This window comes from Flavobacteriales bacterium (assembly GCA_020635395.1).
GTDB lineage: Bacteria > Bacteroidota > Bacteroidia > NS11-12g > UBA9320 > UBA987.
Window position 1 is genome coordinate 22,005 of record JACJZV010000002.1, and the last position, 26,381, is coordinate 48,385.

The 26,381-nt window shown below is 39.4% G+C and carries 21 protein-coding genes; 14 read left to right on the plus strand and 7 right to left on the minus strand.

Annotated features, from left to right (window positions below):
• Positions 1 to 14: 14 nt before the first annotated feature.
• On the minus strand, positions 15 to 2,876 hold the full coding sequence (locus H6607_06405) for a leucine--tRNA ligase (GenBank protein ID MCB9261987.1): 2,862 nt from the start codon (positions 2,874 to 2,876) through the stop codon (positions 15 to 17).
• A 220-nt stretch (positions 2,877 to 3,096) separates the two neighbouring features.
• Here H6607_06405 and H6607_06410 point away from each other — a divergent pair, with 220 nt between their 5' ends.
• Positions 3,097 to 4,266, plus strand: a complete 1,170-nt coding sequence (locus H6607_06410) for a serine hydrolase (protein ID MCB9261988.1) — start codon at positions 3,097 to 3,099, stop codon at positions 4,264 to 4,266.
• A 4-nt stretch (positions 4,267 to 4,270) separates the two neighbouring features.
• Here H6607_06410 and H6607_06415 read toward each other — a convergent pair whose 3' ends face one another.
• The gene (locus H6607_06415) at positions 4,271 to 4,639 is read right to left on the minus strand and encodes a hypothetical protein (GenBank protein MCB9261989.1); all 369 of its coding nucleotides are present in this window, start codon (positions 4,637 to 4,639) and stop codon (positions 4,271 to 4,273) included.
• 139 nt (positions 4,640 to 4,778) lie between these two features.
• Between H6607_06415 and H6607_06420 the strand changes: the two genes are divergently transcribed.
• The 7 genes from H6607_06420 (at position 4,779) to H6607_06450 (ending at position 13,282) form a co-directional block, all read left to right on the plus strand.
• Positions 4,779 to 5,708, plus strand: coding sequence for a hypothetical protein (locus H6607_06420; protein ID MCB9261990.1), 930 nt, complete (start codon positions 4,779 to 4,781; stop codon positions 5,706 to 5,708).
• Positions 5,689 to 6,192 (plus strand): hypothetical protein, encoded by a 504-nt coding sequence (locus H6607_06425; protein ID MCB9261991.1) that lies wholly within the window; start codon positions 5,689 to 5,691, stop codon positions 6,190 to 6,192. The genes H6607_06420 and H6607_06425 overlap by 20 nt, the downstream gene beginning before the upstream one ends.
• Entirely contained in the window at positions 6,173 to 7,549 is a 1,377-nt protein-coding gene (locus H6607_06430) for a hypothetical protein (protein ID MCB9261992.1), read from the plus strand. The genes H6607_06425 and H6607_06430 overlap by 20 nt, the downstream gene beginning before the upstream one ends.
• Positions 7,550 to 7,559: 10 nt before the next feature.
• Positions 7,560 to 8,534 (plus strand): hypothetical protein, encoded by a 975-nt coding sequence (locus H6607_06435; protein ID MCB9261993.1) that lies wholly within the window; start codon positions 7,560 to 7,562, stop codon positions 8,532 to 8,534.
• Positions 8,535 to 8,553: 19 nt separating this feature from the next.
• Positions 8,554 to 8,970 carry a hypothetical protein gene (locus tag H6607_06440; protein ID MCB9261994.1) on the plus strand — a complete coding sequence of 139 codons (417 nt, stop codon included), beginning with the start codon at positions 8,554 to 8,556 and terminating at the stop codon, positions 8,968 to 8,970.
• Between the two features lie 27 nt (positions 8,971 to 8,997).
• On the plus strand, positions 8,998 to 12,447 hold the full coding sequence (locus H6607_06445; GenBank protein MCB9261995.1) for a gliding motility-associated C-terminal domain-containing protein: 3,450 nt from the start codon (positions 8,998 to 9,000) through the stop codon (positions 12,445 to 12,447).
• A 94-nt stretch (positions 12,448 to 12,541) separates the two neighbouring features.
• On the plus strand, positions 12,542 to 13,282 hold the full coding sequence (locus H6607_06450) for a carboxypeptidase-like regulatory domain-containing protein (GenBank protein ID MCB9261996.1): 741 nt from the start codon (positions 12,542 to 12,544) through the stop codon (positions 13,280 to 13,282).
• A gap of 5 nt (positions 13,283 to 13,287) precedes the next feature.
• Here the strand turns inward: H6607_06450 and H6607_06455 are convergent, their stop codons facing one another.
• On the minus strand, positions 13,288 to 13,773 hold the full coding sequence (locus H6607_06455; GenBank protein ID MCB9261997.1) for a DUF3368 domain-containing protein: 486 nt from the start codon (positions 13,771 to 13,773) through the stop codon (positions 13,288 to 13,290).
• Positions 13,766 to 14,023: a UPF0175 family protein gene (locus H6607_06460; GenBank protein ID MCB9261998.1), complete on the minus strand. Its 258-nt coding sequence runs from the start codon at positions 14,021 to 14,023 to the stop codon at positions 13,766 to 13,768. Before H6607_06460 ends, H6607_06455 begins: the two co-directional genes overlap by 8 nt.
• A gap of 374 nt (positions 14,024 to 14,397) precedes the next feature.
• Between H6607_06460 and H6607_06465 the strand changes: the two genes are divergently transcribed.
• The 4 genes from H6607_06465 to H6607_06480 all read left to right on the plus strand — a co-directional run bounded on the left by H6607_06465 (position 14,398) and on the right by H6607_06480 (position 17,163).
• Positions 14,398 to 15,198, plus strand: a complete 801-nt coding sequence (locus tag H6607_06465; GenBank protein ID MCB9261999.1) for a hypothetical protein — start codon at positions 14,398 to 14,400, stop codon at positions 15,196 to 15,198.
• 39 nt (positions 15,199 to 15,237) lie between these two features.
• On the plus strand, positions 15,238 to 15,891 hold the full coding sequence (locus H6607_06470) for an alpha/beta hydrolase (GenBank protein ID MCB9262000.1): 654 nt from the start codon (positions 15,238 to 15,240) through the stop codon (positions 15,889 to 15,891).
• A 191-nt stretch (positions 15,892 to 16,082) separates the two neighbouring features.
• Positions 16,083 to 16,676 carry a hypothetical protein gene (locus tag H6607_06475; protein ID MCB9262001.1) on the plus strand — a complete coding sequence of 198 codons (594 nt, stop codon included), beginning with the start codon at positions 16,083 to 16,085 and terminating at the stop codon, positions 16,674 to 16,676.
• A gap of 46 nt (positions 16,677 to 16,722) precedes the next feature.
• Positions 16,723 to 17,163: a hypothetical protein gene (locus tag H6607_06480; protein MCB9262002.1), complete on the plus strand. Its 441-nt coding sequence runs from the start codon at positions 16,723 to 16,725 to the stop codon at positions 17,161 to 17,163.
• 7 nt (positions 17,164 to 17,170) lie between these two features.
• Here H6607_06480 and dnaX read toward each other — a convergent pair whose 3' ends face one another.
• The 3 genes from dnaX to H6607_06495 all read right to left on the minus strand — a co-directional run bounded on the left by dnaX (position 17,171) and on the right by H6607_06495 (position 23,216).
• On the minus strand, positions 17,171 to 18,892 hold the full coding sequence (dnaX, locus tag H6607_06485; GenBank protein MCB9262003.1) for a DNA polymerase III subunit gamma/tau: 1,722 nt from the start codon (positions 18,890 to 18,892) through the stop codon (positions 17,171 to 17,173).
• A gap of 118 nt (positions 18,893 to 19,010) precedes the next feature.
• Positions 19,011 to 19,661 carry a hypothetical protein gene (locus tag H6607_06490; protein MCB9262004.1) on the minus strand — a complete coding sequence of 217 codons (651 nt, stop codon included), beginning with the start codon at positions 19,659 to 19,661 and terminating at the stop codon, positions 19,011 to 19,013.
• A 72-nt stretch (positions 19,662 to 19,733) separates the two neighbouring features.
• Positions 19,734 to 23,216 (minus strand): hypothetical protein, encoded by a 3,483-nt coding sequence (locus H6607_06495; protein MCB9262005.1) that lies wholly within the window; start codon positions 23,214 to 23,216, stop codon positions 19,734 to 19,736.
• Between the two features lie 212 nt (positions 23,217 to 23,428).
• On the opposite strand from H6607_06495, the gene H6607_06500 reads away from it, so the two are divergent.
• Positions 23,429 to 25,357, plus strand: coding sequence for a TonB-dependent receptor plug domain-containing protein (locus H6607_06500; GenBank protein MCB9262006.1), 1,929 nt, complete (start codon positions 23,429 to 23,431; stop codon positions 25,355 to 25,357).
• 35 nt (positions 25,358 to 25,392) lie between these two features.
• Positions 25,393 to 26,373 carry a hypothetical protein gene (locus H6607_06505; GenBank protein ID MCB9262007.1) on the plus strand — a complete coding sequence of 327 codons (981 nt, stop codon included), beginning with the start codon at positions 25,393 to 25,395 and terminating at the stop codon, positions 26,371 to 26,373.
• Positions 26,374 to 26,381 lie beyond the last annotated feature (8 nt).

The window sequence follows — 26,381 nt, forward strand, 5'->3', positions numbered from 1 at the left end:
ATGCCACTTATGAGCTATACCACTATATTCACGATTCTACCCGGCACCACAATCACTTTTTTAGGAAAGTTCCCATCGATACATTTTTGCACGGTTTCATCTTTTAACACCGCAACCTCAATTTCTTCTTTTGTAAGATTCAAGGGTAATTCAATGTTTGTGCGGGTTTTACCATTGATAGAAATAGGATACACCTTGCTGCTTTCTACCAAAAATTGTTCGTTAAATAATGGCCATTTGGCAAAAACAATCGAGTTTTCGTTTCCGGCTATGCTCCAAAGCTCTTCGCATATATGGGGTGCAAAAGGCGAGAGCAAAATCAAAAATTGCTCCAGCACTTCTTTATTCGTGCAATTTTGTTCGTTAAACTCATTTACGGCAATCATAAAGCTGCTGACACACGTGTTTAACGAAATTCGATTGACATCATCGGTAATTTTTTTGATGCACGTGTGGAGTGTTTTTAGCGATTTTTTATCAGCCTCGCCCGCAACAGGAATGTATGCTCCATTGGCACCTACAAACAATTTCCAAACTTTTTTCAAGAATCGGTAAACTCCGTCTATGCCGCTGATGCTCCAGGGTTTTGAATCTTCCAAAGGCCCCAAAAACATTTCATACAAACGAAGCGTATCGGCTCCATATTCCTCACAAATATCATCCGGATTTACCACATTAAATTTCGATTTCGACATTTTGCCGATTTCTGATTTGGTATAGAATATCGGATCAAAGTCGGTCGATTTTGGCTCAAAAATTCCTTCTTCGTAGTGTCCGTTAGAACACTCAAAAACCGATTTAAAAAATTCAGGTCGCCAATCACGAAACTTATTCAATCCGTTCAAATCCAAAAAAGATTTTGAGTCAGTTTTTTCATAGTCGCTCACAAAATCAACAAATACGGGTATCGGTGTATAATCATCCAGATTTTCAACCAAGTCGGCACTCACAAAAACGGCCTTGCCGTCTTGTTTCTCTTTTTTCATATACAGAGATTCAACAATGCCTTGTATCATGCCTTGATTTACCAATTTTTTGAAAGGTTCGTCAAAGGGTACAACTCCAATATCAAACAAAAATTTGGTCCAAAATCGGCTATACAATAGGTGGCCTGTGGCGTGTTCAGAACCTCCGACATACAAATCCACCTGATTCCAATATCGAATGGCATCAGCCGATGCCAATACATTTTCATTTTCGGGATCCATATATCTTAGAAAATACCAACTACTTCCTGCCCAACCCGGCATGGTATCGGTTTCCCGTTTTCCTTCTGGGGTTTTTACCCAAGATTTTACCGATGCCAACGGCGACTCACCCGTTCCGGTTGGCTTGTAGCTCTGCACTTCCGGCAATTCGAGCGGCAAATCATTATCCGAAATCAATTTTGGCACTCCTGCTTGAAAAACAATCGGAATTGGTTCTCCCCAATATCGTTGACGACCAAAACCGGCATCTCTCAATTTGAAATTGGTTTTGCCCTTCCCAAGTTTTCTTTCTTCAATTTTAGAAATACAAGTTGTTATGGCCTCCAAAACGTCCAATCCATTCAAGAAATCGGAGTTTATACATTTTCCGGTTTTTGAATCGAATGATTCTTCTTGCACATTGGCGGCATCATTCTCAATGACCTGAACGATGGGCAAATTAAATTTTTTGGCAAATGCATGGTCGCGGCTATCGTGTGCCGGAACGGCCATAACTGCCCCAGTTCCGTATCCACCAAGCACATAATCGGCAATCCAAATAGGCAGTTTTTCACCAGAGAAAGGGTGTATGCAATACGAGCCTGAAAAAACTCCTGTCACTTTTTTCACTTCACTCATTCGCTCTCTTTCCGAACGATTTTTAGCCCATTCTACATAGGCTTCGGCCTCTTCTTTTTGGGCAGAAGTAATAAGTTGCGAAACCCACTCATGCTCTGGTGCTATTACCATAAAGGTTGCTCCAAATATGGTATCGGGTCTTGTGGTAAATATTTCTAATTTCTCCGATTTACCGTCTATTTGAAAAAACACCGATGCACCTTTGCTTTTTCCTATCCAGTTTCGTTGTATTTCTTTTATGGAGTCGCTCCAATCAATTTTTTCCAAACCTTGAAGCAATCTTTCTGAGTAGGCGGTTATTCGCAAAAACCATTGTTTCATAGGTTTTTTAATTACCGGATATCCACCTCTTTCCGAAAGGCCGTCTTTTACCTCTTCGTTGGCCAAAACAGTACCCAGCTCCTCACACCAGTTTACAGTGGTTTCTTGCATAAATGCCAACCGATAATGCTGCAATATAGCCTCCTTTTCGGCAGCGTCAAACGACAACCAATCGTCGGCAATAAACAACTCTACCTCTCCACCACAATGCTGCACATTCACATTTCCCTCGTTTTCAAAAATGGCCACCAAATTGTCTATATGCTCGGCTTTGTTCGACTTGGCATTATACCAATGCGAAAAAAGCTGCTTAAAAATCCATTGAGTCCATTTGTAATAGTCTGGGTCGCACGTGCGTATTTCTCTACTCCAGTCAAAGCTAAACCCTACTCTATCCATTTGATGCCGATAGCGTTTGATATTATCTTCGGTAGTGATGGCCGGATGTTGACCGGTTTGTATGGCATATTGTTCGGCGGGCAAACCAAAGGCATCATAACCCATTGGGTGCAACACATTAAAACCATTTAGTCGTTTAAATCGGCTGATAATGTCGGAAGCTATGTAGCCCAGCGGATGCCCCACATGAAGCCCCGCACCCGAAGGGTACGGAAACATATCCAGTACATAATACTTCGGTTTCGACAAATCACTTTTTACCTCATAAAGTTTTTTGTCACGCCAAATTTGTTGCCATTTGTGTTCAATAAACCGATGATTATAGTGCATTTCCGACATTTGCTAATCTTTGTTAGAGGCCGCGAAGATACGTAATGATTTAGAAGCTGTTTTAATTTCTGGAAATGATTTTAGCTTAAAATTCGGAGTGTCGGCCTTCAAAAATAATTGTAAAACTTTCGACACATAATATACCGAAAGTGATGCGGCATAGAACCATTGTTCTTTCAATAACCTACATTTGACGTAAGAAATCTGATAGTTGGTAGATATGAAATCAGTTTTAAAATGGGTTAAACGGTTGGCCATTTTCATTGGCGTTTTGGTTGTTTTGATTGTAGGATTTATTCTAATCTCTGGAAATGACTATATGTTTTTTATGCTCCGACACACTATTTTCAAAGGACGTTTAGGTCCATCAATCGATGAATTTAACATCTATCAAAATCGCACCGTAAAAGCATCTACCCAGCCCGTATCGTGGCAAATGGCAACAAATTTTGGAAAACTATCACTAACAGAAGCTGAGGAAAAATATCTTACAGACTATGAAACTGCAGCCTATTTGGTGGTGCACAACGGTAAAATCCTTTTTGAAAAATATTGGGAAAATTATTCTGACACATCGCACACCAACAGTTGGAGCATGGCTAAGAGCATCGTCAGCCACCTCATCGGCTGTGCCATAAAAGAAGGTTTGATTAAAAGTGTGGATGACCCCATTGGCAACTATCTTCCTGAATACAGAAATGAAAAAGTGACCATTAAAAACTGCCTGACCATGAGTACTGGATTTAATTTTGACGAAAGCTACATCAACCCTTTTGGTTATGCGGCTCGCAGCCTTTATGGCCAAAACATCGAAGAAGTACACAAACGCTATAAAGTTGACCACGAGTCGGGCAAATACTTTGATTACCAAAGTGCCAACACCCAACTTTTGGGCTTTATTTTAAACAAGGTTTATGGCAAAACACTTTCAGAACTTGCCAATGAAAAACTGTGGCAACCCATTGGTGCAGAGCATGATGCATTTTGGAGCATTTACAGAGAAAATGGCCCTGAAAAAGCCTTTTGCTGCTTTAATAGCAATGCCCGAGACTATGCAAAATTTGGATTACTATATTTAAACAAAGGCATTGTAAATGGTGACACACTGATAAAAAGCGACTATTTTGAGGCAGCTACAACTCCAGCAAAATTGGAGTTTCAGAGCGGTGGCGATTGCCGCATTTATGGCTATCAATGGTGGTGCGGAAACATAGATGGAGGGCAGCTTTTTTATGCCCGTGGCATTCAGGGTCAATACATTTTTGTAATGCCCGAAAGCAATATGGTTATAGTTAGGCTTGGCAGAACCGAAGGGCCTGACAACGAAGTTGGGCATCCGAACGATGTTAAAAAATTGATTGACATTGGGCGAAGAATGGAAAAACTTTAAGAAATTATTTCTTATATCGGCTCATTACCACCGAAAAATCAGCTTTGGCAGATGCCTGCATTAGTTCATCAAAAAGGTTGACGTCAATGCTTTCAAGGTTTTTAAAATTGACACATCCCTTTTGCAGTTTTCCAATTTTGCCAAATAATTTTTTGGTAAGCTCATAAATTTCTGGCGAAGAATACATAACCATTGAATGAAAACTTATATGATTTTGAGCCATGGTAAAGGCATATTTGAACACGCCGTCTTGCAGAAAAACATCCACATTTTTGGCAGCCATTACATCACCCTTTTTCATTTCTACTGTGGCATCATTTTTTAGAATTAATTTCTTTAGTTCTTCCAACTTAATTGCCTCAAAATCAATCATTATTTTCTTTTATTGTCCTAAAATTTTGTCAAAACTAAATTTTTTCTTGGCCACCATGCAACTATTTTATAAAAAACGGGACTTATTATTCAGCGAAAAGCCTTACTTTTGGATAAGGCTATTACTTTAAAAAAAGCGAATGAATTGGTTTAATTGGCGTTTTAGAAGTTCTGTATTTATGCTGTTTTTGGCAGTTTCGCTCTTTTCTTGCAAAGAGTCGGAAGACGTAAATTTTGACAACAACGACCCCAAAAGTCCACATCGCATTGCCACCATCAAAATTGAAAACTACGTAAACAGATTATTTATTGATTTGGTTGGAAGGTCGGCATTAGACACCGAACTTGCTGCTGAAACACAGACCCTGAAAGACGCAAATTTGAGCAAAACATCTCGCGAAGATTTAATAAATAAGCTACAAAACGACACCGCCCCCCGAGTTGGCGACAGCAGCTACAATGTGGCATACAACCAGCGACTTTACGATGTGATGAAAGCCCGAATGTGCGAAGGTGCAGACGATAGTGAGTTTTTGAGATATGTGGGCAACGCAAATCACAGCCTGAAAGTTGCCAGACTTAATGGTGACTCTATTGGGGTATATGCCGCATTAGAACTGATTGAAAGAAACCAAAACGTGGTGGATGGCAAATACCAGTTAAGAAGTGGAGACATTACTATTAACCAACTTTTTGCACGCATGATGAACAACAATGTTTATGACAACATCAACATGAATACGTTCAACTTTGTCAATGCCTCGTTTGATGATTTGTTCAGTAGATTTCCAACAAAAACTGAGTTTGATGCGGCCTATTCCATCATTCAACAAAACAAAACAGGTGCATTGCTTGGTGGATTTGCGAGTACGAAAGCCGAGTATTGTACCTTACTAACCGAATGTGATGAGTTTCACGAAGGTCTTATTAGATGGGCTTACATTAGCTTACTCAGTCGTGAAGCCACTTCGCAAGATGTTGTAAACCATTTTAATAATTTAAAACAAACAAAAGATTTTAAGCAATTGCAAAAAGAAATAATGGTGACCGATGAATATGCAGATTTTTAATTTTAGAACAATTGTTTTAACCCTTTTCTCACTGGTGCTTTTTGCCTCGTGCGAAAAGGATGTAGTGGCCACATTTGATGTAAATGATGTGGACATTACCGATAAAAGCTTGGACAAAGACCGAGCAAAAACCAACAAACAATACATTTCTATTTTATACACCACGCTGCATCAAAAAGCCATAAGCAGCAAGCAGTTGGTAAGCACGGAGAGAGTTATTGAGTCGGTAGGTGATAAAGTATTGGTAAATGAACTTATCTATAGCAACTACATGAACTCGGGCGAAGCTGTGGTGCCCACAAACGAAGAAATGCGAGCGGATTTGGAACAATTTGTAAAAGACACCTACAAAAAGTTTTATGTGCGTATTCCCTCCGAGTTGGAGGTGGCCTTTTTTGTAAATTATTTGGAAGCAAACCCACAAATAACGCCGGAAGTGGTTTATATGTCGTTTGCCACCAGCGATGAGTATCAATTTTATTAGCGGAAAGAGTATGAAACGACGAGAGTTTATAAAAAAAGTGGGACTTACCGCTGCCGGAACAATGGCTTTCCCATACATTTTACCTTCGGGTAGATTGTTTGCACGCACCAATGCCGAGCTGGCCGACCATGTGGTGTATATACTTTTTGCGGGAGGAGTTCGTCAACAAGAAGCTGTTTTGAAGCAATATTTAGCCGGAAGCCAAAATGTAAATATTGAGGGAAACATTATGTACAACATGCTTAATGGCACGCCTCCGGACAGAAAAATAGTGTATGGCACCACACCTGCCAATGAACCAATTGGCAGTAATCCAATACCCAAAATTTTGAACCAAACTCTGCAAGCTCAAGGATTACTTTTTCCTGAAGTGCGTGCCGTAAACGGCGGCCACTACGGGGGGTTAGTATCCTTACTCACCGGAAATACGGCCACTGCACAAGGACTAAAAAAACGCCCTGTGCAACCCACTATTTTTGAATATTTACGAAAACACAGAGGCTTTTCGGCCAGCGATATTTGGTTTGTTGGTTCGGGCATTGGCAACTCCTTTCCATTACTTAACAGCAGTGATAATACCAGCTATGGAACTGGCTTTGGAGCCAACTTTGTGGCACCCAGCATCACTTTTGGCAAAGAAGGAGAAGATATTTTGAGCAATGCAAAAATCTATCATCCGGAAGAAGAATTGGAGCCAATGGCCAAAATGCGAGCGTTTTTGAATAACACTTTCCGCATAAAAAACGGAGAGGTTGAAGGCATTAGAAATTCAGAGGAAGAAAAACTAAAAATCAAAGATTTTGTAAAGGTAATGTTTGAAAAACAAGCCAGTAAAACCTTAGCTAGTCCACCCGTAAACGAAGGTGGCGACATGAACACGCTTGCCTATGCAGCAGAGGTGTTGCAATATTTCAAACCAAAGTTATTGGTGGTAAATTTGACCAATGTGGATGGGTGTCATTCCAATTTCTCTGGCTATTTAAGAAGTTTGCACCGAGCCGACCACGGTGTTGGATGGCTTTGGGATTATATCCAAAACAGCATTCCGGAAATGGCCGGAAAAACAGTTATGATGGCCACACCTGAGTGCGGAAGAAATCTTAACCCAAACCCAATTCAAGACGAAAATGATTGGTATGCTTACGACCACAGTGGCGATTTGAACACCCAACGAGTTTGGTCGATATTGGCCGGACCAAATGTGCCGAGCAATTTGGTGGTGGGAAGCGAATCAAATCAAGTGGGAAGAACCACGGACAATGTATTGACCATTGCAGAAATTTTCGGGATAAAAGATGCCGTTCAAAACGCAGGATTTATCGAGTCGAATGCCCGTTCATTGTTTGATAGAATTTAAGAGATTAAGAATGTTTAAATACAAAACACATACTGGTATAATCATATTATCCGGAATTCTATTCGGTTTTTGTATGGCCTTTGTTTCCTGCTCATCCTCCGACCCCGATGTGGCCAATCCATACAACAATCAAACGGTTGACACCGAAGATGAAATTGTGAATGGCAACAATGTTGCCATAGACCCAAACAGTATTCAAGGATTACACAAAAACATTTTTAAACCCACGTGTGCAAACTCTGGTTGTCATGATGGCAATTTTGAACCGGATTTTCGCACCATTCAATCTTCATACAACACCTTGGTTAATCAACCAATAATTAAAAATGATGCCATAAACCCACTCACCGCTCGGGTGGTTCCGGGCAGTGCGGCCAATAGTATGCTTATAAAAAGATTGCTGATAGATTTGAACGGAAACTCAGGGATAATGCCTCTGGTGACTGAGCCAAACAGTGATTGGAAATACAAAAAAGAGGAATACATCAAAAACATTGAAAACTGGATAGACAATGGTGCTCTCGACCAAAACGGAAAACAGCCAACAACTTCCAATTTTCCGGTGCAACTAAAAGGAATTGCCGCCAAAATAAATGGCAATCTTGCGGGCCGGTTGGGAACTTATGACCCCATTTCTGTGCCACCCGGAACATCACAAATTGAGTTGTGGTTTGCCTTTGAAGACGAAAGCCTCAGTGCCGACCAGCTTTCGGGTGCAAGTTTGGATTTATCCATATCCGCAAATGATTTTGATGGCAGCAATAGTCAAAACCTTACATATTCTGCCACACCACTCACCGCCCCGGGTTATTTTGGCGATGACGAAAAATATTACCACAAAGCCACCATCAGTTTGAGCAACTGGAAATCGGGCGATGTGGTTTGGATAAGAACGCAAATATCGGATGGGGTAAACAACAGCGAATTGCCAAATGACAACTCCTTATTTAGAGCAAAACAATATGCAACTTTTAAACTTAAATAAACTTGTATTTGCCCTGTTTATGGGTTTGGTAATAAACGGTTGCACTGAATATACTTTGGTCGATTCGCAACCTGGGCCACCATTTATTGAGTATGTTGACATACAACCACGTGAGGTAAAAGAATTTTCTGATTCTATTTTAATCACATTCAAATATAGCGACCCCGATGGCGATTTAGGAACAGAAAGTCCTGACCAAAAAACACTTTCTATACACGATTTACGATTGCAAAATGCCGACAAACAGCATGTTTCGCTGCTCGCTCCGATTGATTCTAAAATAGACATTTCAGGAATTTTAACTGTCAAACTAAAAAACACCTTTTTGTTGGGCTCGAATGACGAAGAAAAAACCACCTATGAACTTATTCTGACTGACCGTGCCGGAAATGCAAGCAACCCTATTGTTACAGATGAAATTACAATAAAGCGATAATTGAGAAATCTATGGTTCATAGTATTGATGGCTTGCAGTCAAATGATTTTGGCTCAAAACGATTATTACATGACCAATGGAAAAGTCTCTGACTGCAAAGGCAATTTTTTTGACAGCGAAAAAGGAACCATTTCCGGAAATTATGATCACAACGAAAACTACATTTTCACTATATGTGTGCCGGGTGCACAGAGCATAACACTCACTTTTTCGGCATTTTGCACCGAAGATTACGAAGATTACATGATTATTTTTGACGGTAAAGATACCTTTGCCTCAAAACTGAGTGGCAAAATTAGTGGCAGCAACAACCCAGGTAGTTTTACCAGCAGTGATTCTTGCTTAACCATTTATTTTCATAGTGATGTGAGTGTGCCGTGCAGCGGTTGGGAGGCCAGTTGGTCAACCAAAGTTATACCCATTTTACCACCCAAATTCATTGCCCTATCACCGGTTTCTTGCGATGATAACGTATTAAGAATCAAACTTGACCAAAAATGGAATTGTGATTCGCTTTCGGCAGGCAACTTCACAATTACCGGAATTTTGAATCCAAGTATTACCAATTTAACCCCAATAAATTGCGATGCCAACAACGAAACTGATAGTTTTTTACTTTCGTTAAATCCTAAACTTGACCGAAGCGGAAGCTACCAAATTGATTTTGATGCAGTAAAATATGACCGATGCGATTCGGCATGGCAACTACATTCCGATACAACTTTCAACATTACCAACTGCCCCATTTATGTAAATCTAATAGCCGACCCCGATACGGTTTGTCAAGGCACTTGCACCGCAATAACTGCCGAAGTAACCGGGGGTGATTCCACAAAATACAATTTTGCATGGTCAACCGGTATAAACGGAACTTTTGGTCCGCACACCTATTGCCCCAGCACAAGCGGTTGGGTATATCTCACGGTTTCCGATGGCAGCTCCGTGCCAGGTACCGATTCCATTTGGATAGAAGTGGTTAGCCCACCCGTAGCACAGGCCGACACCACTGTTTGCGAATCGGCCTCAGCTTTTTTATTGACCGCAAGCCCTGTTGCTGGAAATTGGCTTGGAAAAGGTATTACAAACACCAATTCGGGACGATATGACCCCCAAAAAGCGGGAGCCGGAATAGATACCTGTGTGTATCAATTTGCGGGCTGCACCGATACCGTTTTGGTAAATATCACGGCATTTGATGCCGGATTTGCCAATGCTTCATGCCCGGGTGCAAGCCCATTTATGGTAACAGGCTTCAGTCCGGCGGGAGGTACGTGGAGTGGCCCGAACATTACGTCAAACGGTATTTTTGACCCCGTTGACACGGGAACCTACACCGTAACCTATACTTGGAATGGATGTACTGATACTAAAACGATTAATGTTTATCCTGTAAATGTGCAGACGTATGACACTGTTTGTCAATCGCAAGATTCGTTAAAATTAAATTTCTCTCCAGTGGGAGGATATTGGAACGGCTTGGGTTTCCTCGATTTTCAGTCGGGATGGTTTTTGCCGCCACGAGCCGGAGGAGGCAATAAACGATTGATTTATGATGCCAATGGTTGCAAAGACACCGCTTATGTTTACGTAAAACCCATTAACGCCCGAGGCAATCAAATAGCCTGCCCCGATGCTCCACCATTTAATATTACACAAGGCTTGCCCACCGGAGGCTATTGGACAGGCGTTGGTTTGACCGACACCATAAAAGGCACTTATGATGCCTCGTTTATTTACGGACTTAATAAAACCTTTTTTAACGATACGCTTTACTACCACATCAATGGTTGCGTGGCTCGAAAAATTGTTTATGTCAGACAAACCGTTGTGCCTTTCGACACACTAAAATTTTGCATAGAGGCTCCAAATCTTTTTCTCGACTTCAACTCCACCAAACGTAGCCCGGGCGGCGGTGTTTGGAGTGGGAATGGTGTTTTTGGCACGTATTTTTTTGGCCCCGACACAGCCGGAAGGGGGGGTAGCAAAATATATTACGATGCCAACGGATGCCGAGATAGCCTCATCATGTTCGTACACCCTCAGTCAATAATTCAAAACGACACTTCTATATGCGAAACCGACAATTCGATAACACTATATGCCAAAGAAAAAGGGGGAAGTTGGGCTGGAAAAGGTACAACAAAAGCCGGAGTTTTCGACCCTAAAATTGCCAAAACTGGGGTTCATACCATTCGTTATACATCAAAAAATGGCTGTTTAGATTCTAGTAAAATAACCGTTTTGCCCCGACCTACAGTAAAAATCACAGGATTCAACCCTATTTACTGTTTTAAAGATTCAAACTTTATCATAAAAACCAATGCTGTGGGAGGAGTTTTTAGTGGCACCACCTTTGGCGATAGCCTGTTTAACCCTCACTTTTCAGGAACCGGAAATCATAAAATTAAATATCAATTTGGCACTGCCACGTGCTATTCGGCAGATAGTGTGGTAGTAAGGGTATTGGATACATTAAAACACAGTTTCACTTTTGATGACGATTCGCTTTGTTTTGGCGAGATAGCCACTTTAACCGCCGGAGGTTCAAGAGGTTCTGGCAAACCAATCAACTATACGTGGTCGAATTCTTCATCGACAGACAGAACATTATTTACACGACCAACATCATCTGGTTGGGTTTCCGTAACCATTTCTGACGGTTGCTCTGACAACGTGCGAGACAGTGTTTTCATTTACGTTTTCCCGAAAATTGAAGTAACTGCCGCCACAAGTGACACCCAGTGTTTCGGCACCGTTGGTTGGGTAGAAGTAAATCCTATTTTAAGCGATCCCTACAAACTAACTTGGCACACCGCCCCGCCACAAAATACCAATAGAATTAACGCTGCCGTGGCTCTAAACTACGCATTTACAGTGCAAAATCTTTATACAAACTGTCGGTTAGACAGCAGCATTTACATCCCCTCCTATCCTCGCATAAAAGCCCATTTCATAACCAGTCCCGCGGCGGGATACTGTCTCAACCCGTTTGACCCCGACTTGCAAATAATCAACTATTCGGTGGGTGCCACCAGTGGCATTTGGCATTTTGGCGACAGCACCTCGGCGGCATACAGCACCACCAGCAATTTGAGCCACGTCTATCAGGTTGACACCAACCGATACACCATTTGGCTATACGTGCAAAACAATGGCGGTTGCCGCGATTCGTTTAGTGTCGAAATTTGCGTTGACGACTCTGTGTATTTGGTTATTCCTAACTCCTTTTCGCCCATCAGTTCTGCCGGAATAAATGATTATTTCAGCGTTAAAACGGCTGGTGTGGTGGAGTTTCAGGTGTCCATTTTTAACCGTTGGGGCGAAAAAATTTATCATTCAACCGACCCAAATTTCAGTTGGGATGGCACCTACAAAGGAAAACCCGTGAGCAGCGGTGTGTATGTTTATGAAATAAATTACAAAGGCAAAAAAACCTTTCATAAATCGGTGAGTGGTACAATCAATGTGATTCGTTGAACAATGCATTTTACCAATGCACCAATCCAGTTGGCCAGAGGTTATTTTTTCTTAATGTGTAGTCCGTATTTTTGAAAAACAATCGTTGCACAAAATGATATTCAGCCCAAGAAAAAAAGAAATAAGCATCAGCCTGCCAAGTCCTTGCCACGAAAAATGGGAGGACATGACAAAAACGGAGCATGGTAGATATTGTGGACAATGCACCAAAGAAGTGATTGATTTTACCCGATTTACCGATGATGAAATGGTGAGTTTCTTTTTCCGAAATAGGGAAAATGTGTGCGGGCAATTTAGAGCAACACAGCTTAATAGACCTATTATTAAAGAAACGACCTACAGAATGCCTTACCTCAACAAAACACTTGCTTTTTTAGGAATTTTAGGAGCCGGAATAAAAGCCCAGGGACAGGATTCTAACACAAAATTTGAATCGAAACAGGAAGTGGTTCAGCCTTCGGCAGTTGATAAAAACATAGAACCCGACAGCCTTCCTAAAACCGAGAAAACTATAACAATAAGAGGTACGGTGGTGGATTCTACAACCCATGAGCCATTGGATTACGCGATTATCTCCGTTAAAGAAACTTCTTATGAACTTTTTACGGATGAATATGGTAATTTTATTTTCAAAATTCCGGACTCATTAGCCAATTCGCACATTACTATTTTTGTCCAATACTTCAATTATACACAATCATTTATAATAAGGCCAGAAGATTTTGCAAAGCCAATTCTTGCAATTACAAATTTTATAAATACCGAAAGCCAATTAAATGGAGCCCCAATTGTTGCCAAACGCAAATGGTGGAAATTCTGGAAACCGAAATACTAAAAACTTCACTGTAATTCATTCTCTTGTTTTAGAATATGGTTTATCAACTTTTCACTGAGCCAAATGTTTTTCTCTTTCAGTTCATGAAACAATGGCTTCAACTCCTTTATTATTCCTTGTCGTTTCGCCTTTACCAATACGCCAAGAGTACCTGTAACGGTTAGACTTGCGTGTTTGGCATGAAATCTACCCAATACTTCGTCTATTATTACCAAATCAGCGTTTAACTCAGTTGCCAAAATTATTGCTTCTGCTTCGCCCAAATCTAAATCTAAAAAATACTTAACAGCATCTTTGTTCTCAATTTCAACAATATTAATCCATTCAATTTTTGATAAGTCTTGATAATATGCTTTGTGTTTTCCAGCTTCAATTTCTTGATATACAGCATTTGGAATAAATATCTCTGAATACAATGATTTTAAAATATCAAGTTTCGAAAGTTTGAGCAGGGATAAAATGGGAGTTGTGTTTGAAACGATTTTAGGCATTGGCAATATCACTATTTATATCTTCAAAGGTCGATTGCCCAAATGCAGAAACTTTGTATTTGACCAAAAGTTCTATAAAATCTACCCGTGATAGACCCAAAACTTTAGCAGCCATACCCGAAGATATTTTGCCTAATTCAAACAATTTTACCAATGCACTTGTCTTCATCTCATTGGTAAAATCTTTTGTGTTTAATTTGAGTGAATTGGCTAAAAATTCGGGATACTCTATGTTTATTATACCGTTCATATTACTTCACGTTTCCGCATTTGCTTACAAATTACAACAAAATTGCTGGTTTTCTGATTCAAAATTCTCGACTAATTAAGGTTATAAAATTATTTTTACCAAAATCATATACAAACTTGTGAGATCGTCGAGCGAATAATCTGTAATACATTTGAGTGCCAATGGTTAGAAACTATTTTTATTTGATAAATGCATCCAATTTTTATACGCTCCAACCAATTGTTTGCCTTCGGCAAATTTGGTTTTGATAAATGCCCCGCGGCAAGATGCCTTAGTGACTTTCAATATTTTTACCAATGCACCAATCCAGTTGGCCAGAGGTTATTTTTTCTTAATGTGTAGTCCGTATTTTTGAAAAACAATCGTTGCACAAAATGATATTCAGCCCAAGAAAAAAAGAAATAAGCATCAGCCTGCCAAGTCCTTGCCACGAAAAATGGGAGGACATGACAAAAACGGAGCATGGTAGATATTGTGGACAATGCACCAAAGAAGTGATTGATTTTACCCGATTTACCGATGATGAAATGGTGAGTTTCTTTTTCCGAAATAGGAAAAATGTGTGCGGGCAATTTAGAGCAACACAGCTTAATAGACCTATTATTAAAGAAACGAACTACAGAATGCCTTACCTCAACAAAACACTTGCTTTTTTAGGAATTTTAGGAGCCGGAATAAAAGCCCAGGGAAAGGATTCTAACACAAAATTTGAATTGAGACAGGAAGTGGTTCAGCCTTCGGCAGTTGATAAAAATATAGAACCTGACAGCCTTCCTAAAACCGAGAAAACTATAACAATAAGAGGTACGGTGGTGGATTCTACAACCCATGAGTCATTGGCCAACGCATATATAGAAATTCAAGAGATTTCTTGGGAATTATTTACCCAAAAAGACGGTTCATTTAGTTTTGACCTTCCCGACTCTCTTGCTAATTCAGCCATTCATATTTTAGTCGACTACCCCCCTTATGAACAGTCATTTGTAATCATTCCAGAGGATTTTGAAAAGCACATTTTACTAACTGTCAATCAAAAATTAAATACCAAATTGGCGACATTTCGAGGAGAAACAGAAACTATTGTAATACTTGGTGGGGCAGTTCAATCAAGTTATAATGAACAAATACCTACCAAACGCAAATGGTGGAAATTCTGGAAACGGAGACATCACTAAAACAAGAATTTGCTTTCTAACCCATACCTTTGGCACTGTCTGAAAAAACACATTTACATACTCAGCGGTTTGGGAGCCGACCATCGAGCCTTTCAACGTATTGACTTTAAAGAATTTAATCATACGTTCATTCAATGGGTTGCTCCAAATAGAGATGAAACTTTATCCCAATATGCCCAACGCATCGCCAAACAACTAACCGAAGAAAATCCAATAATTATCGGACTTTCTTTTGGTGGAATGGTGGCTGTTGAAATAGCCAAACCTATCCCCACAGCTCAACTGATATTGATTTCGTCGGCCAAAACCAAGCATGAAATTCCGAAGTTCTATCGGCTTTTGGGTAAACTAAAATTGCATAAACTTTTACCTGTAACACTTCTTAAGAAATCAAACCCAATGACCAATTGGTTTTTTGGGGTAAAAACCATACACGACAAACAAATTTTGGCAGACATTCTGTACGACACCAACCCCATCTTTCTAAAATGGGCGATGAATGCCGTGATGATTTGGCAAAACGAAATCATTCCACCCAACGTTGTTCATATTCATGGCTCGCACGACAAAATTTTGCCTATTCGTTGCGTAAATGCCACCGAAATTATTCCTGGAGGAGGTCATTTGATGGTATTGAGTAATCATAAAAATTTAAACAAAGTCAATACTTCCATGCTAAATTTGTTTTCATGAATGAAGAGCTGATTTTAAAATGTATTGAAACCGAAAAGTTGCAATATGAAAAAAAAAGGGCTCGAAATATTTTTTTTAACCTCTCTTACTATAGCATTGTTAACCTCGTAATAGCCATTTATTGTTGCACCCCACCCTTACGATATTCTTTTTTCATTGGTGTAATTGTTCTGGTTAATTACGTGCTCTTTATGAAAAATTATGTCAAGAACAGAAGATTTGTCATCTATCCTTACTCAATAAACAATGCCCAATTAGAGAGGGTAATTATTTGTTTTTCAGAATTAGTTGGAAGCCAATTGACCGTAAAATACCAAGAAAATTACCATTCCACCATTTTTTCGGATGGAATAATTTTATACAAATGCGTGGCAATCAATCATCAAAATCAAACCATGATTAATATAAACTATGCCATTGAATATGAGTTCGGCCTTTCTTTCGGAAAGTTAAAAAAATACCACTCCACGTTAAACGACCTTCTAATTGCCGTATGGAAAGGAGAAAATATTGAAGAAAAGACTAACGAAATTCTTGCAACAAGAGCAAATAATTTTTGGGCGAAATCCGAATTTTCTGGATTCCGTCTTTTACAAAAGTTGGTTTTTTATCCGCTCCTTTGCATCTTTATTATCGGGCCAATTGTAATGGCCGTAGTATATCAAAAACTTATTTTCCTGCTCATTTCATTGTTTTTCATCTTTATGTTTTGGCCGTATATAAAAACAGAAATTTACGTAATAAGAAAGAAATGGAAAATGAATCGCGAAAAAAGATTGAAGTAAAAATTTCCAAATCCAATTACATTTGAGGCAAATATTATTTTATAGAATGAAAAAACTAATAATACTCCTAACTGCTTTATTTGTAGGGTTTGTGGCCAATGCCCAAAAAGTAAAAATCAAAAACGAAATTGCCACGGTTGACGGCGTGGAATACGTAAAAGTAAAAAAAGACCCTGTAACAGCCTCTGTAAAAAACGTAGCAACATTGAGCGATTCTACCCTAATCTACCTCAAAACCCAAAGCTATAAAGACCCCAACAGAGTTGATGCAAAAGGAGTTCCTATGTCGGTATATTATTTAGAAGTTATCAATGCCAACACAGGAGAAATTTATTTTGAAAGTGGTGTAGGAATTAAAAATACCATCAAAGCTTTTTACCTCGAAAATGTCATTACCGCCAATGGTATTAATGAGGCGAACATGCAAAAGTTGGCCATTAAATACGGCTTTGATTATTCGCGTAGGAGAGACGAACTAAGCAGATAATACTCTATCAATGAATGGTTAGATTCAATTTTTCTTTGAGCAATTTTAACGAAGGATTTTTCTTGGCCATTTCTTCAAACTTTTCTTGAGCAGTGTAAGCTTTGGTGCCTTCTGCTTTTTTCTTTACCTCCTCAATTTCCAATTGTAGGTTGTCGTTCTGTAATTCTCGTTTTAGAAATTGAACAAAATCGGTTCGCACCTCTTCCAACTGCACTCTGTGTTGTTTTATTAGTTTTATTTCAATCGTATTCCCAACAATAGTTGGTTTTACCAACTTAAACATGGACTGAATGATACCGCTTTCTGAAGCCTCAGCAAATTTGGTTATACAATCATCCAAAGCATCCTGACTAACGGTATTGTTTTGCTGATAAACACCCGATTCTTCAGCAACAACCTCCTTTTTGGGTTCGCTCACCACTTCGATATTGCTGCTCAGCAAATCATCCAAACTGCCTATTTTGGCAACCTTTTCAGAATCTTGCTGCACTTTTTTTATAGCCTCCGCTTTTTTTTCAAATTCGTTGCCGGAGGGTTTTTCAACATTCTGAGTTGATGCTGAAGTTGGAACAACAACCTTACCTGCAACGGAAGAAACAGCCGATGCCACAGGTTTTTCGGTATTATTTTGCTCGAAGTTTAAATCATTTTTTTTTTCGCCCAGTTTTTCAAGACTCGGCAAATAGCACATTTTGATGAGGGCAAGTTCGATATGCAGCCGCTGGTTTCGACTCTGTTTGTAGTTTAAATCAAATTGATTGGCAATGTTTATGGCATTTACCAAAAAACCCTGACTCATATTTTTTGCCGAATCAATATATTTTTGGTGCACATGTGGCGGAACATCGAGCAAAACGAGTGTTTCGCTGGTTCTACCCACCATCAAATCTCTGAAATGATTTGCCAGCCCATTTAGAAATATTTGGCCATCAAAACCATGATTTAAAATTTCGTCGAAGGCCAATAAGGCAGTAGAAATATCTTGATTTTGAAAGGCATCGGTTATTTTAAAATAATAGTCGTAGTCCAACACGTTTAAGTGCTTCACCACATCGGCATATCGCAGCTTTTTATCACCCGATATGCTAATCATTTGGTCGAAGATAGAAAGAGCATCCCGCAAGGCACCGTCGGCCTTTTGACCAATAATGTGCAATGCCTCTTCTTCCATTTCAATGCCCTCGGCCTGACCAATTTTTTTCAAGTGGTTTACAATATCGCCCACGGTTATGCGGCTGAACGTAAAAACCTGACAACGAGACAAAATGGTTGGCAAAATTTTGTGCCGCTCGGTGGTGGCCAAAATAAAAATGGCATAGTGCGGAGGTTCTTCCAGCGTTTTTAGAAACGCATTGAAAGCGGCTGCCGAAAGCATGTGTACCTCGTCTATGATATACACTTTGTACTTTCCAATCTGGGGCGGAATTCGCACCTGCTCGTTCAACATTCTGATGTCTTCCACGCTGTTGTTCGAAGCAGCATCCAGTTCAAAAATGTTGTACGAAAAATCATAAGATTCGTCGGTTATGCTTTCTTTGTTTATTTCTTTGGCCAAAATACGGGCACAAGTGGTTTTGCCTACCCCGCGAGGACCGTTGAATAAAAAAGCCTGAGCCAGTTGGTTATTTTTAATTTCGTTTATCAGCGTTTTGGTAACGTGCTCCTGCCCCACCACCGTATCAAAGGTGGTTGGCCGATATTTACGTGCCGATACAACAAAATTTTCCATTGCTACAAATCAACTAAATTTTGATGGGAATCAATGGTTTTGTGGAAATATAAAATGGTATTTTGCGGTCGTTAAACACCGGCAAGACGCTTCTTTTAAATTTGGCTTAAAAAAACCTCTACCCCAAAACTCCTGTTTGCCAAAGCACCAAGCCAACGAGCAAACCTACGTTTAAGAGCAGCACCCACCACACAAAATTAGTATTGGTATTTGATTTAAAGTATTGTGTAAAATGGCCGTCAACTTTGGCATACAAATTATCCCGAGCCGAATACACATCGCCCACATCGAGGTCTTTAACACTATCGGCCACCACGCCCACCACCGGAATTCTGTCGATAACCATTTCAACCAATTTCTTAACAATGCCTGGCAAATTCTCAAATCGCTCTTTTATCAATGCCAAAAAATCAAATGCATCATTATCCACCTCTGGATCGCTTACTTTTTTAATAACCGCCTCACAAGCGGTTTCGAGTTCCCCCCGAAAACTACCGTACACATTACTTAGGGCATTGTTAATGGCAAATTTATACGCTCTGTATCCCGCATAAATGGTCAACCCTATGCCAACTAACGCCATTGCCCACAGCCACACTCCTGCCATAGAGCCACCAATCACTTTTACTACTCCCCAAATAAAAAGGCCAATGTTTAGAACACTAAAAAGCAATACTACCTTTATGATTTTACCAATTCCCTTTAATCCTGCCTCGCGAATGAATTGCCATGCATTTGCGTATTTTTTTTGAAGGTATGATTCTTCCATTTTTTTAATTTGTTCAATATTAGAAAAATATAATTTATATCCACGAACCAAATCTAACTTACACCTTCTCCATCAAAACAAATATCTAGCCTGCACCCTGCCAATATGAATTATAGGATTGTTGAGACTTCTACGGCCATCGTAGTTAATTAAAATTTGAATGCTGTTCGAAAAACGGCGTTCTATCTGCAAGCCCCATTTTAGGTTTTTTCCATTTTTTAATCCGGCCAAAAGTTCGTACGCCACGGGTGAATTGTCATTGCCCAAATAATTGATGTTGACCAAACCAAAACTGGTCCGCACAATTCCCTGGTTTACCAAATTATACCTTAGTTCGGTAGTGAAGTCATGATTATAAGTGGCCTCTCCACCATAACGCCTTTTGTTGTGAGCTTCGAAATATTGATAGTAAATCTCTGCTCTTAGTTTGGCTTGCAGCTGATACCCCAACTTGGGTTTGAACGCCTGCAAGGTATAATCGAACGCTCGATTGGCTAAAAACTGAGATGTATAGCTTTTAAGCCCTGTTGTGGCCTCCAACGACAGTTCGTAATTTCTTTTTATGTTGTATCGAATTTTGAGTTTGTTTTCAATCGAATTTCGGCTGTCAACTCCGTTTATCAAAAGAGTTTTGTTTTGGGTGTTAAACCATTGATAATCCATACCAAATACCGGGCTGGACTGATTAAATGAAAACACGGAACGAATGGATGAATTGGATGTCAGAAGAGATGTGTCGGCCACATTTTGCACCAATGGATTAAAAAAATCGCTTCCATTGTTGTCGGTTACTTTTTTCTGCACCTTCAGCGAACTTGTATTGCTGAATCTATTAACCATTTTTAGCCATTTTTTATCGGTTTTTCGATAAACTAAAATTGGAGAAACCCGTACGTTTTGATTGAACTCACTACTGTATGATTTTATAAAACCCTGAACAGGCAAAAACTGCCGAATAAAATTTGCTCGTCCTGCATCATAGCCCGAGGCCAATTCAAACTCAGTCAAACTTTGCACCCCATTGCTGTCGTAGTCATTCCAAATATAATTTCCGTTTCCGTCGCCCACTTCCAAATAGCTATACTCCCGTCGTTGCTCCTGCCCGGTTCCCAACTGATAGTATGCATTTGTAGTAATCAACTTTTTCAATAGATTGAACCTTCCCTCCAACCGACCTTGCAGCGTATTTTCCGGTTTTAAATTGCCGGTATCATTCAAAAAGAACAATTGCCGATAGGTGGTATTCAAATCAAACTGGGCGTTGTTTCCGGCATTATACCCCAATCCGAAATTCACATCTCTACCTTCCGTATTTTCTTTAAAAGCTCCATCATTTCCAACAAAATCAACCCTTCTACCCACATTCAAGTTGTACACCATTTTGCCCGAATCGCCATTAAACAGGCTCATTTTGCTGTGCTCAAACCTAAAACTGGAAGCCAAAATAGAGTCTGCGTTTAGGGCAAATTTGCTGCTTTCTATCTGATGGCTAAGTTTGGTAGAAACCCATTTACCCCGTTTCAAAACCTCCGCTTGATAGCGTTCAAAATCATTTTTTAGTTTAGAACTACCCGAAGGTAAATTGCTTTTTACATTTTCCACAACACCACTAAGCTCAAATTTTGGATATCTGATTAAAGAAGAATATTGCTGCGAAAAACCTCCAAATTGATTGCCTCTGTTGTACCAAATTTGGTTTATGTTTAGAAATACTTTTTGGCCTTTACTAATTCCAAAAGAAGCCAAGCCTATTTTTTCTCCATAAAACTGCTGACCCTCAGTTGGGTTTGTTAGTGTTTTGTTCCACGTTCGGTCAAATTCTACATTTCGGTATCGCTCAATGTATCTAAAATTTTTGTCGGTTTGCTCAAAAGATACGGTGCTATTAAGTTTCCATGGGATTGCACTGTCTTTTGTAAGCAATTGCTCGCTTTTCCAAAATGTTTTCAATGCATAACCCAAGTCATTTTCGTGGTCGAGCCGACTAAACGTATTTATTTGATTATTGCTTTGAGCCAACTCCACGCCCAGTTTTGATTTAGAATTCAGTTGATAATCTGCACCAACCGTGAGCATTTGCAGCCGCTTTGGCGGAATCAAAATTTGAACCGGATCATAGTCTCCAATTGCATTACCAACCCACTCAAATACTTTTCCATTGGTGGTAGATATTTTTTGCCGATAGCTACCATTGCCGTTCCCAACATAACTAAAAGTAACACGATACAGGATACCGGTGTCTGCGGGGTTTGCATAAACGAAAATAGAATCACCCAAACTGTCTTTTCGGATATAAAGTATTTGGTTAAAATTTCGCTCCAATGTCTCTTCAAACCGAGGAATATAAACATATTGAGCATCGCCGGCATCGGCAATAAGTTGCCGAACAGATGAGCCATTAATTTCGTAATCCAAATCTTGCTGAAACGGCTGATTTTTGTTGTCTTGCTCACTAAAATAATTGGTTCTTAGTGAAATTTTGCCCTGCGAATAGTTGCCTCCCAACCTAAAAACAGAGCGGCCATAGTTTCTATCGGAATATTGAAATTCGACAATAATCCGACTGTATTGAGTTATTAATTTTCGAGGCATAAAGGTCAACTCGCCTGTGTTGTAATTAACGGTATAATCATTTTGCTCTCCACGTGTCAATAGTTCGCCATCCAAATACACTTGCTCTGTGCCGCTGATAATGATGATAAATGTTTCGCCGTTAGCACCTTTGAGTCTATAAGGCCCTTGGTTTCCTTCAATTCCGGCAAAAATATTTCTCGAAAACCGACCACGACTTACAGCTCCTTCTCCGCTTATTTCGTATTGCCCCTTTTTGGTTGTGTCAAAATAATTGAATTGCAGGCCTCTCGATTTTTTGTTGTATTTCATAAAATACGATGATTTGGGCGTAACCATCGGAAAATCACCGGCAACCAAACCAACACTGTCTTCCAAAAATTGAAATTGAATAAAAACCCTGTCAAAATCCTGAATTTGTTGGGTGTTTCCTTCGGGCTGTATGGGATTATTATCGTCAGAAATGGCGGCCAATACATTCACTTTATTTTGCAACTGCCCATTTAGCCGTAGGTTGAGGTTGCTGTTTACCACCACATCCTGCCTATTTCCGAAACCAATGCCACGCGAAATATTGCCGATGGTTTGAATTTTATCGGTGTTTTGCTCTAAATACTTTTCGTTTTGCGGAACATAGCCAAAGGGGTCATCTTCAAACCAATAACTGATGATATTTGGATTCTTTTTTTGATAAACTTGATTGAAATTGAATTGCAAAACGCGGTAGCTTATACTCACGGAGTCTTTCGGAAAAGTATCCGACCGCCAAATCAAGGCAGATTGTAGAGGCAGCACTTCATACCTTTTTTTTTCGACTCCCTCAATCTCAAACGACTCTAAATCAATAGATAACGTGTCAAAAAAAACAGTATCATGGTTAATAAAAATACGTTTTTGGCGAAGCGATGAATTTTCTTGAGACCAAACACACACTGTTTGGAAAACAAAAATAACCACAAATAGAAACCGCTTAAACGACACCATTTACAAACGACCAAAGGTAAAAAAATGTACTTTTGGGTTGAAAACCATTTATACTTATTGCAGAATACTGACCACTTTTTCAGTATGGTGTACAGAATATAACATTGAAAAGACAAGAAAAATTGGGGTATCAATTACCTTTGCTTTCGAAAGAAATGGTGTCGAAAATCGGTTTATTGTTATTGCTCTGTGGGCTTTCCATTGTCAAATCGATGGGACAAATTAGGCCAACATTGCCGAGCAAAACCCTTATATCTACCGGACAAACTGCCGAAGTTTTATCCGGCACATCGTTTAACAATATAACCATAATCGACCACAGCCAGATACAACTATTTAATTTTCAAACTCTTAACGACCTTTTGCAATATACCCTCAACAATTTTTCGGTGTATTTGGGCAAGGATGGATATGCCTTAAACTATGCTGGAACAGGCCAAAAAAATGTCAAAATTTTATTGGATGGGTTACCCATCTTCCAAACTTCTATTGACCGATATGACTTATCAAAAATTGCACTGCTTGATGTGGAAAGAGTAGAAATATTGACCGGTTCCAACAGTGTTTACAATGGCTCAAATGCGGCTTTGGCCACAATCAACATTATCACAAAAATCAGAAGAAATAGTTTTTGGGATTCCAAAATTTCTGTAAACACAAGCAGTTTGGGCAACTTAAACGGACTTGGCAAAATTGCTCACAACACCGCCCGAACAAATACCAGCTTGGCTTTTGGTCAATACTTTTTTTCAGGTGTTGGTGGCTACGACAGCAATCGGGTTTTTCAATGGAAACCACAACTTAAAACCACGGTTCAGTTCAGCCACATCTACAAAATAACCAACAACCTGTCTGCCTTTGCAAAGATTGAACATAATGACTCGCGGGTTCAGGACAGAGGCTATCCCATTGCCAATACTCTGCGGGTGTATGACACCGACCAAAAAGTGCGACAACAAATATTTCATGGAGGCATCAAAGGCAAACTGAGTAAATATCATACCATCGATTTCAGCCATTCATATACCAATTTTAAATCGACCAATAAGAATACTATCAAAATTTTGAGTACGCTACAGAGTGCCGAAAATTCGGAGAAAAATGCTTTCGATATTTTGCATTACGATGAATTTTTCAGCCAGATGAAAATTTCAAAAAACAATCTGAAAAATCGGTTTAACTATGAAACCGGCATAGAATTTAGCCACCAACGCGACTTAGAACGCAGCGTATTACATATTATCAAAACCAACATAACCCAACTTGCTTTTTTAGGAAATACAACCCTAGCTATAGACACCAATCTATTTCTAAAAACTGGATTTAGACTGAACACCAGCAGCAAATTTGGAACAAAACCCATTGGCGAAATCGGCCTAAAATACCTGATGAGTGAGCAAGCCATTTTACTTGTCAATATGGCTCAAGGATACAGAACTCCAACCTTCAACGAAATGTTTTACACATACCTAAACCCAACGTTGAACATACTGGGAAACCTAGAATTGAAATCAGAAATTTTTAACCAAATTAACAGCACCTTGAGAATAAACTCAAATGAAAAACTTTCGTTTTTAACCAATTTTTACTGGTTGACGAGCCGCAACGGAATACAGCTTGCGAGCGTAAATCCTGAATTACAGCTATACCAATTTGTCAACTCAAAGCACTCCAAACTTATAGGACAGAGTTTTCAGTTTCAATACCACGATGTTAATTGGTTTGTTGAATTTGCTGCTTCCAACAACGGCATAAATCAATATCCAAAAGAATTGGGCAATTATTATTTCAACCGAGAATTTTTGGCAAAATCAAGCTATCTTATCGAATCATTGAACTTTACTTTTTCGGCAGCAACTAAATATTCAAGCCCCCGAAGTGAAACCCGAGAAAATGCCTTAGGTGAGCTTGAAGACTTCAATCAAGCCGGATTTTGGTTGGTAGATATTTCCATCAGACAAAAACTATTTGGTAAAAATATTTTTGGATTATTTGGCGTGAAAAATTTGGGAAACACGCTCAATGTGGCCGGATCCTATTTAAACCTCGACCGGATAAGCGACAGTGAAATTAACAGAAAAGTACCCCTATCCATTGACTATGGCCGCAGATTTTGGTTTTCTTTAGTGTCGGAATTTTGATTGTATTCAAAAAAAATATCGTTTGGGTCATCGTAATGATTTTTGTAAGTTCTTGCTTTACAGAAGAAGAACGCATACAACCACTTCCTGATTCTGAACAGAGCCTTAGCCTTTACAGACCCTTTAATGGTCAGATTTATTATAGTTTGCAACACAGAAAAGTGGTTAAGCAAAACCCTACTCTCGACTGGGATTTGGCGTTTAGCTGTCATCCCGACAAATACACCATATTGCTTAATTATACAAAAGGTATGGCCGCTTTCAACACCCAATCTTCCGACTTTTACAAAATATATAACGAACCCGAATACCCGTGGGTTTTTGAACAATTTTCAACGGAAGAAGCTCAAACTAGCATTGGCGTTTGGGGAGATTTTAGTTTTGAAAACCCGCAAAGCTTTGGACAGGTCTATATAATAAATATGGGTTACGGTTTAAATGGAGAATGGCTTGGTATGAAGAAAATAAAAGTCAAAACTTTTTCCGAAAAAGGATATACCATCAGTTTTGCTGACATGGATAATAGCAACGAGAAAAGCATAGAAGTAGCAAAAAATGATAGTTTCAATTTCGTTTATGTTTCTTTTTTTTACCCCAAAACCATTTTACATTTGGAACCCTCAAAAGACGAATGGGATTTGCTTTTTACCACCTATTGTGATTCGATAAAACCACAAAAAACACACCCGCTTTATTTGCAACATCTCGACAAATCGTTTGAATTGGCCGAGGGTGTGCTATTAAACCCGCATCAACGAAAAATTATACAAGACAGCTTAATTACCTTCAACCAAATCGATTTTTTTAAAATAGAACCCCTCATTTTCGATTATCAGCCGAATTATATCGGGCGAACTTGGTATGTTTGGGATTCGAGAACGCTAAAATACCGTATAGACCCAAATTGTTTTATCATTAAAGACGAAGAGAAAAACTACTATGCGGTGGAATTTACAAATTTTGGCAAAACGGATTTCAACCGATTTTCATTCAATTTCAGGTTTAAAAACCTTTAGTTTAATAG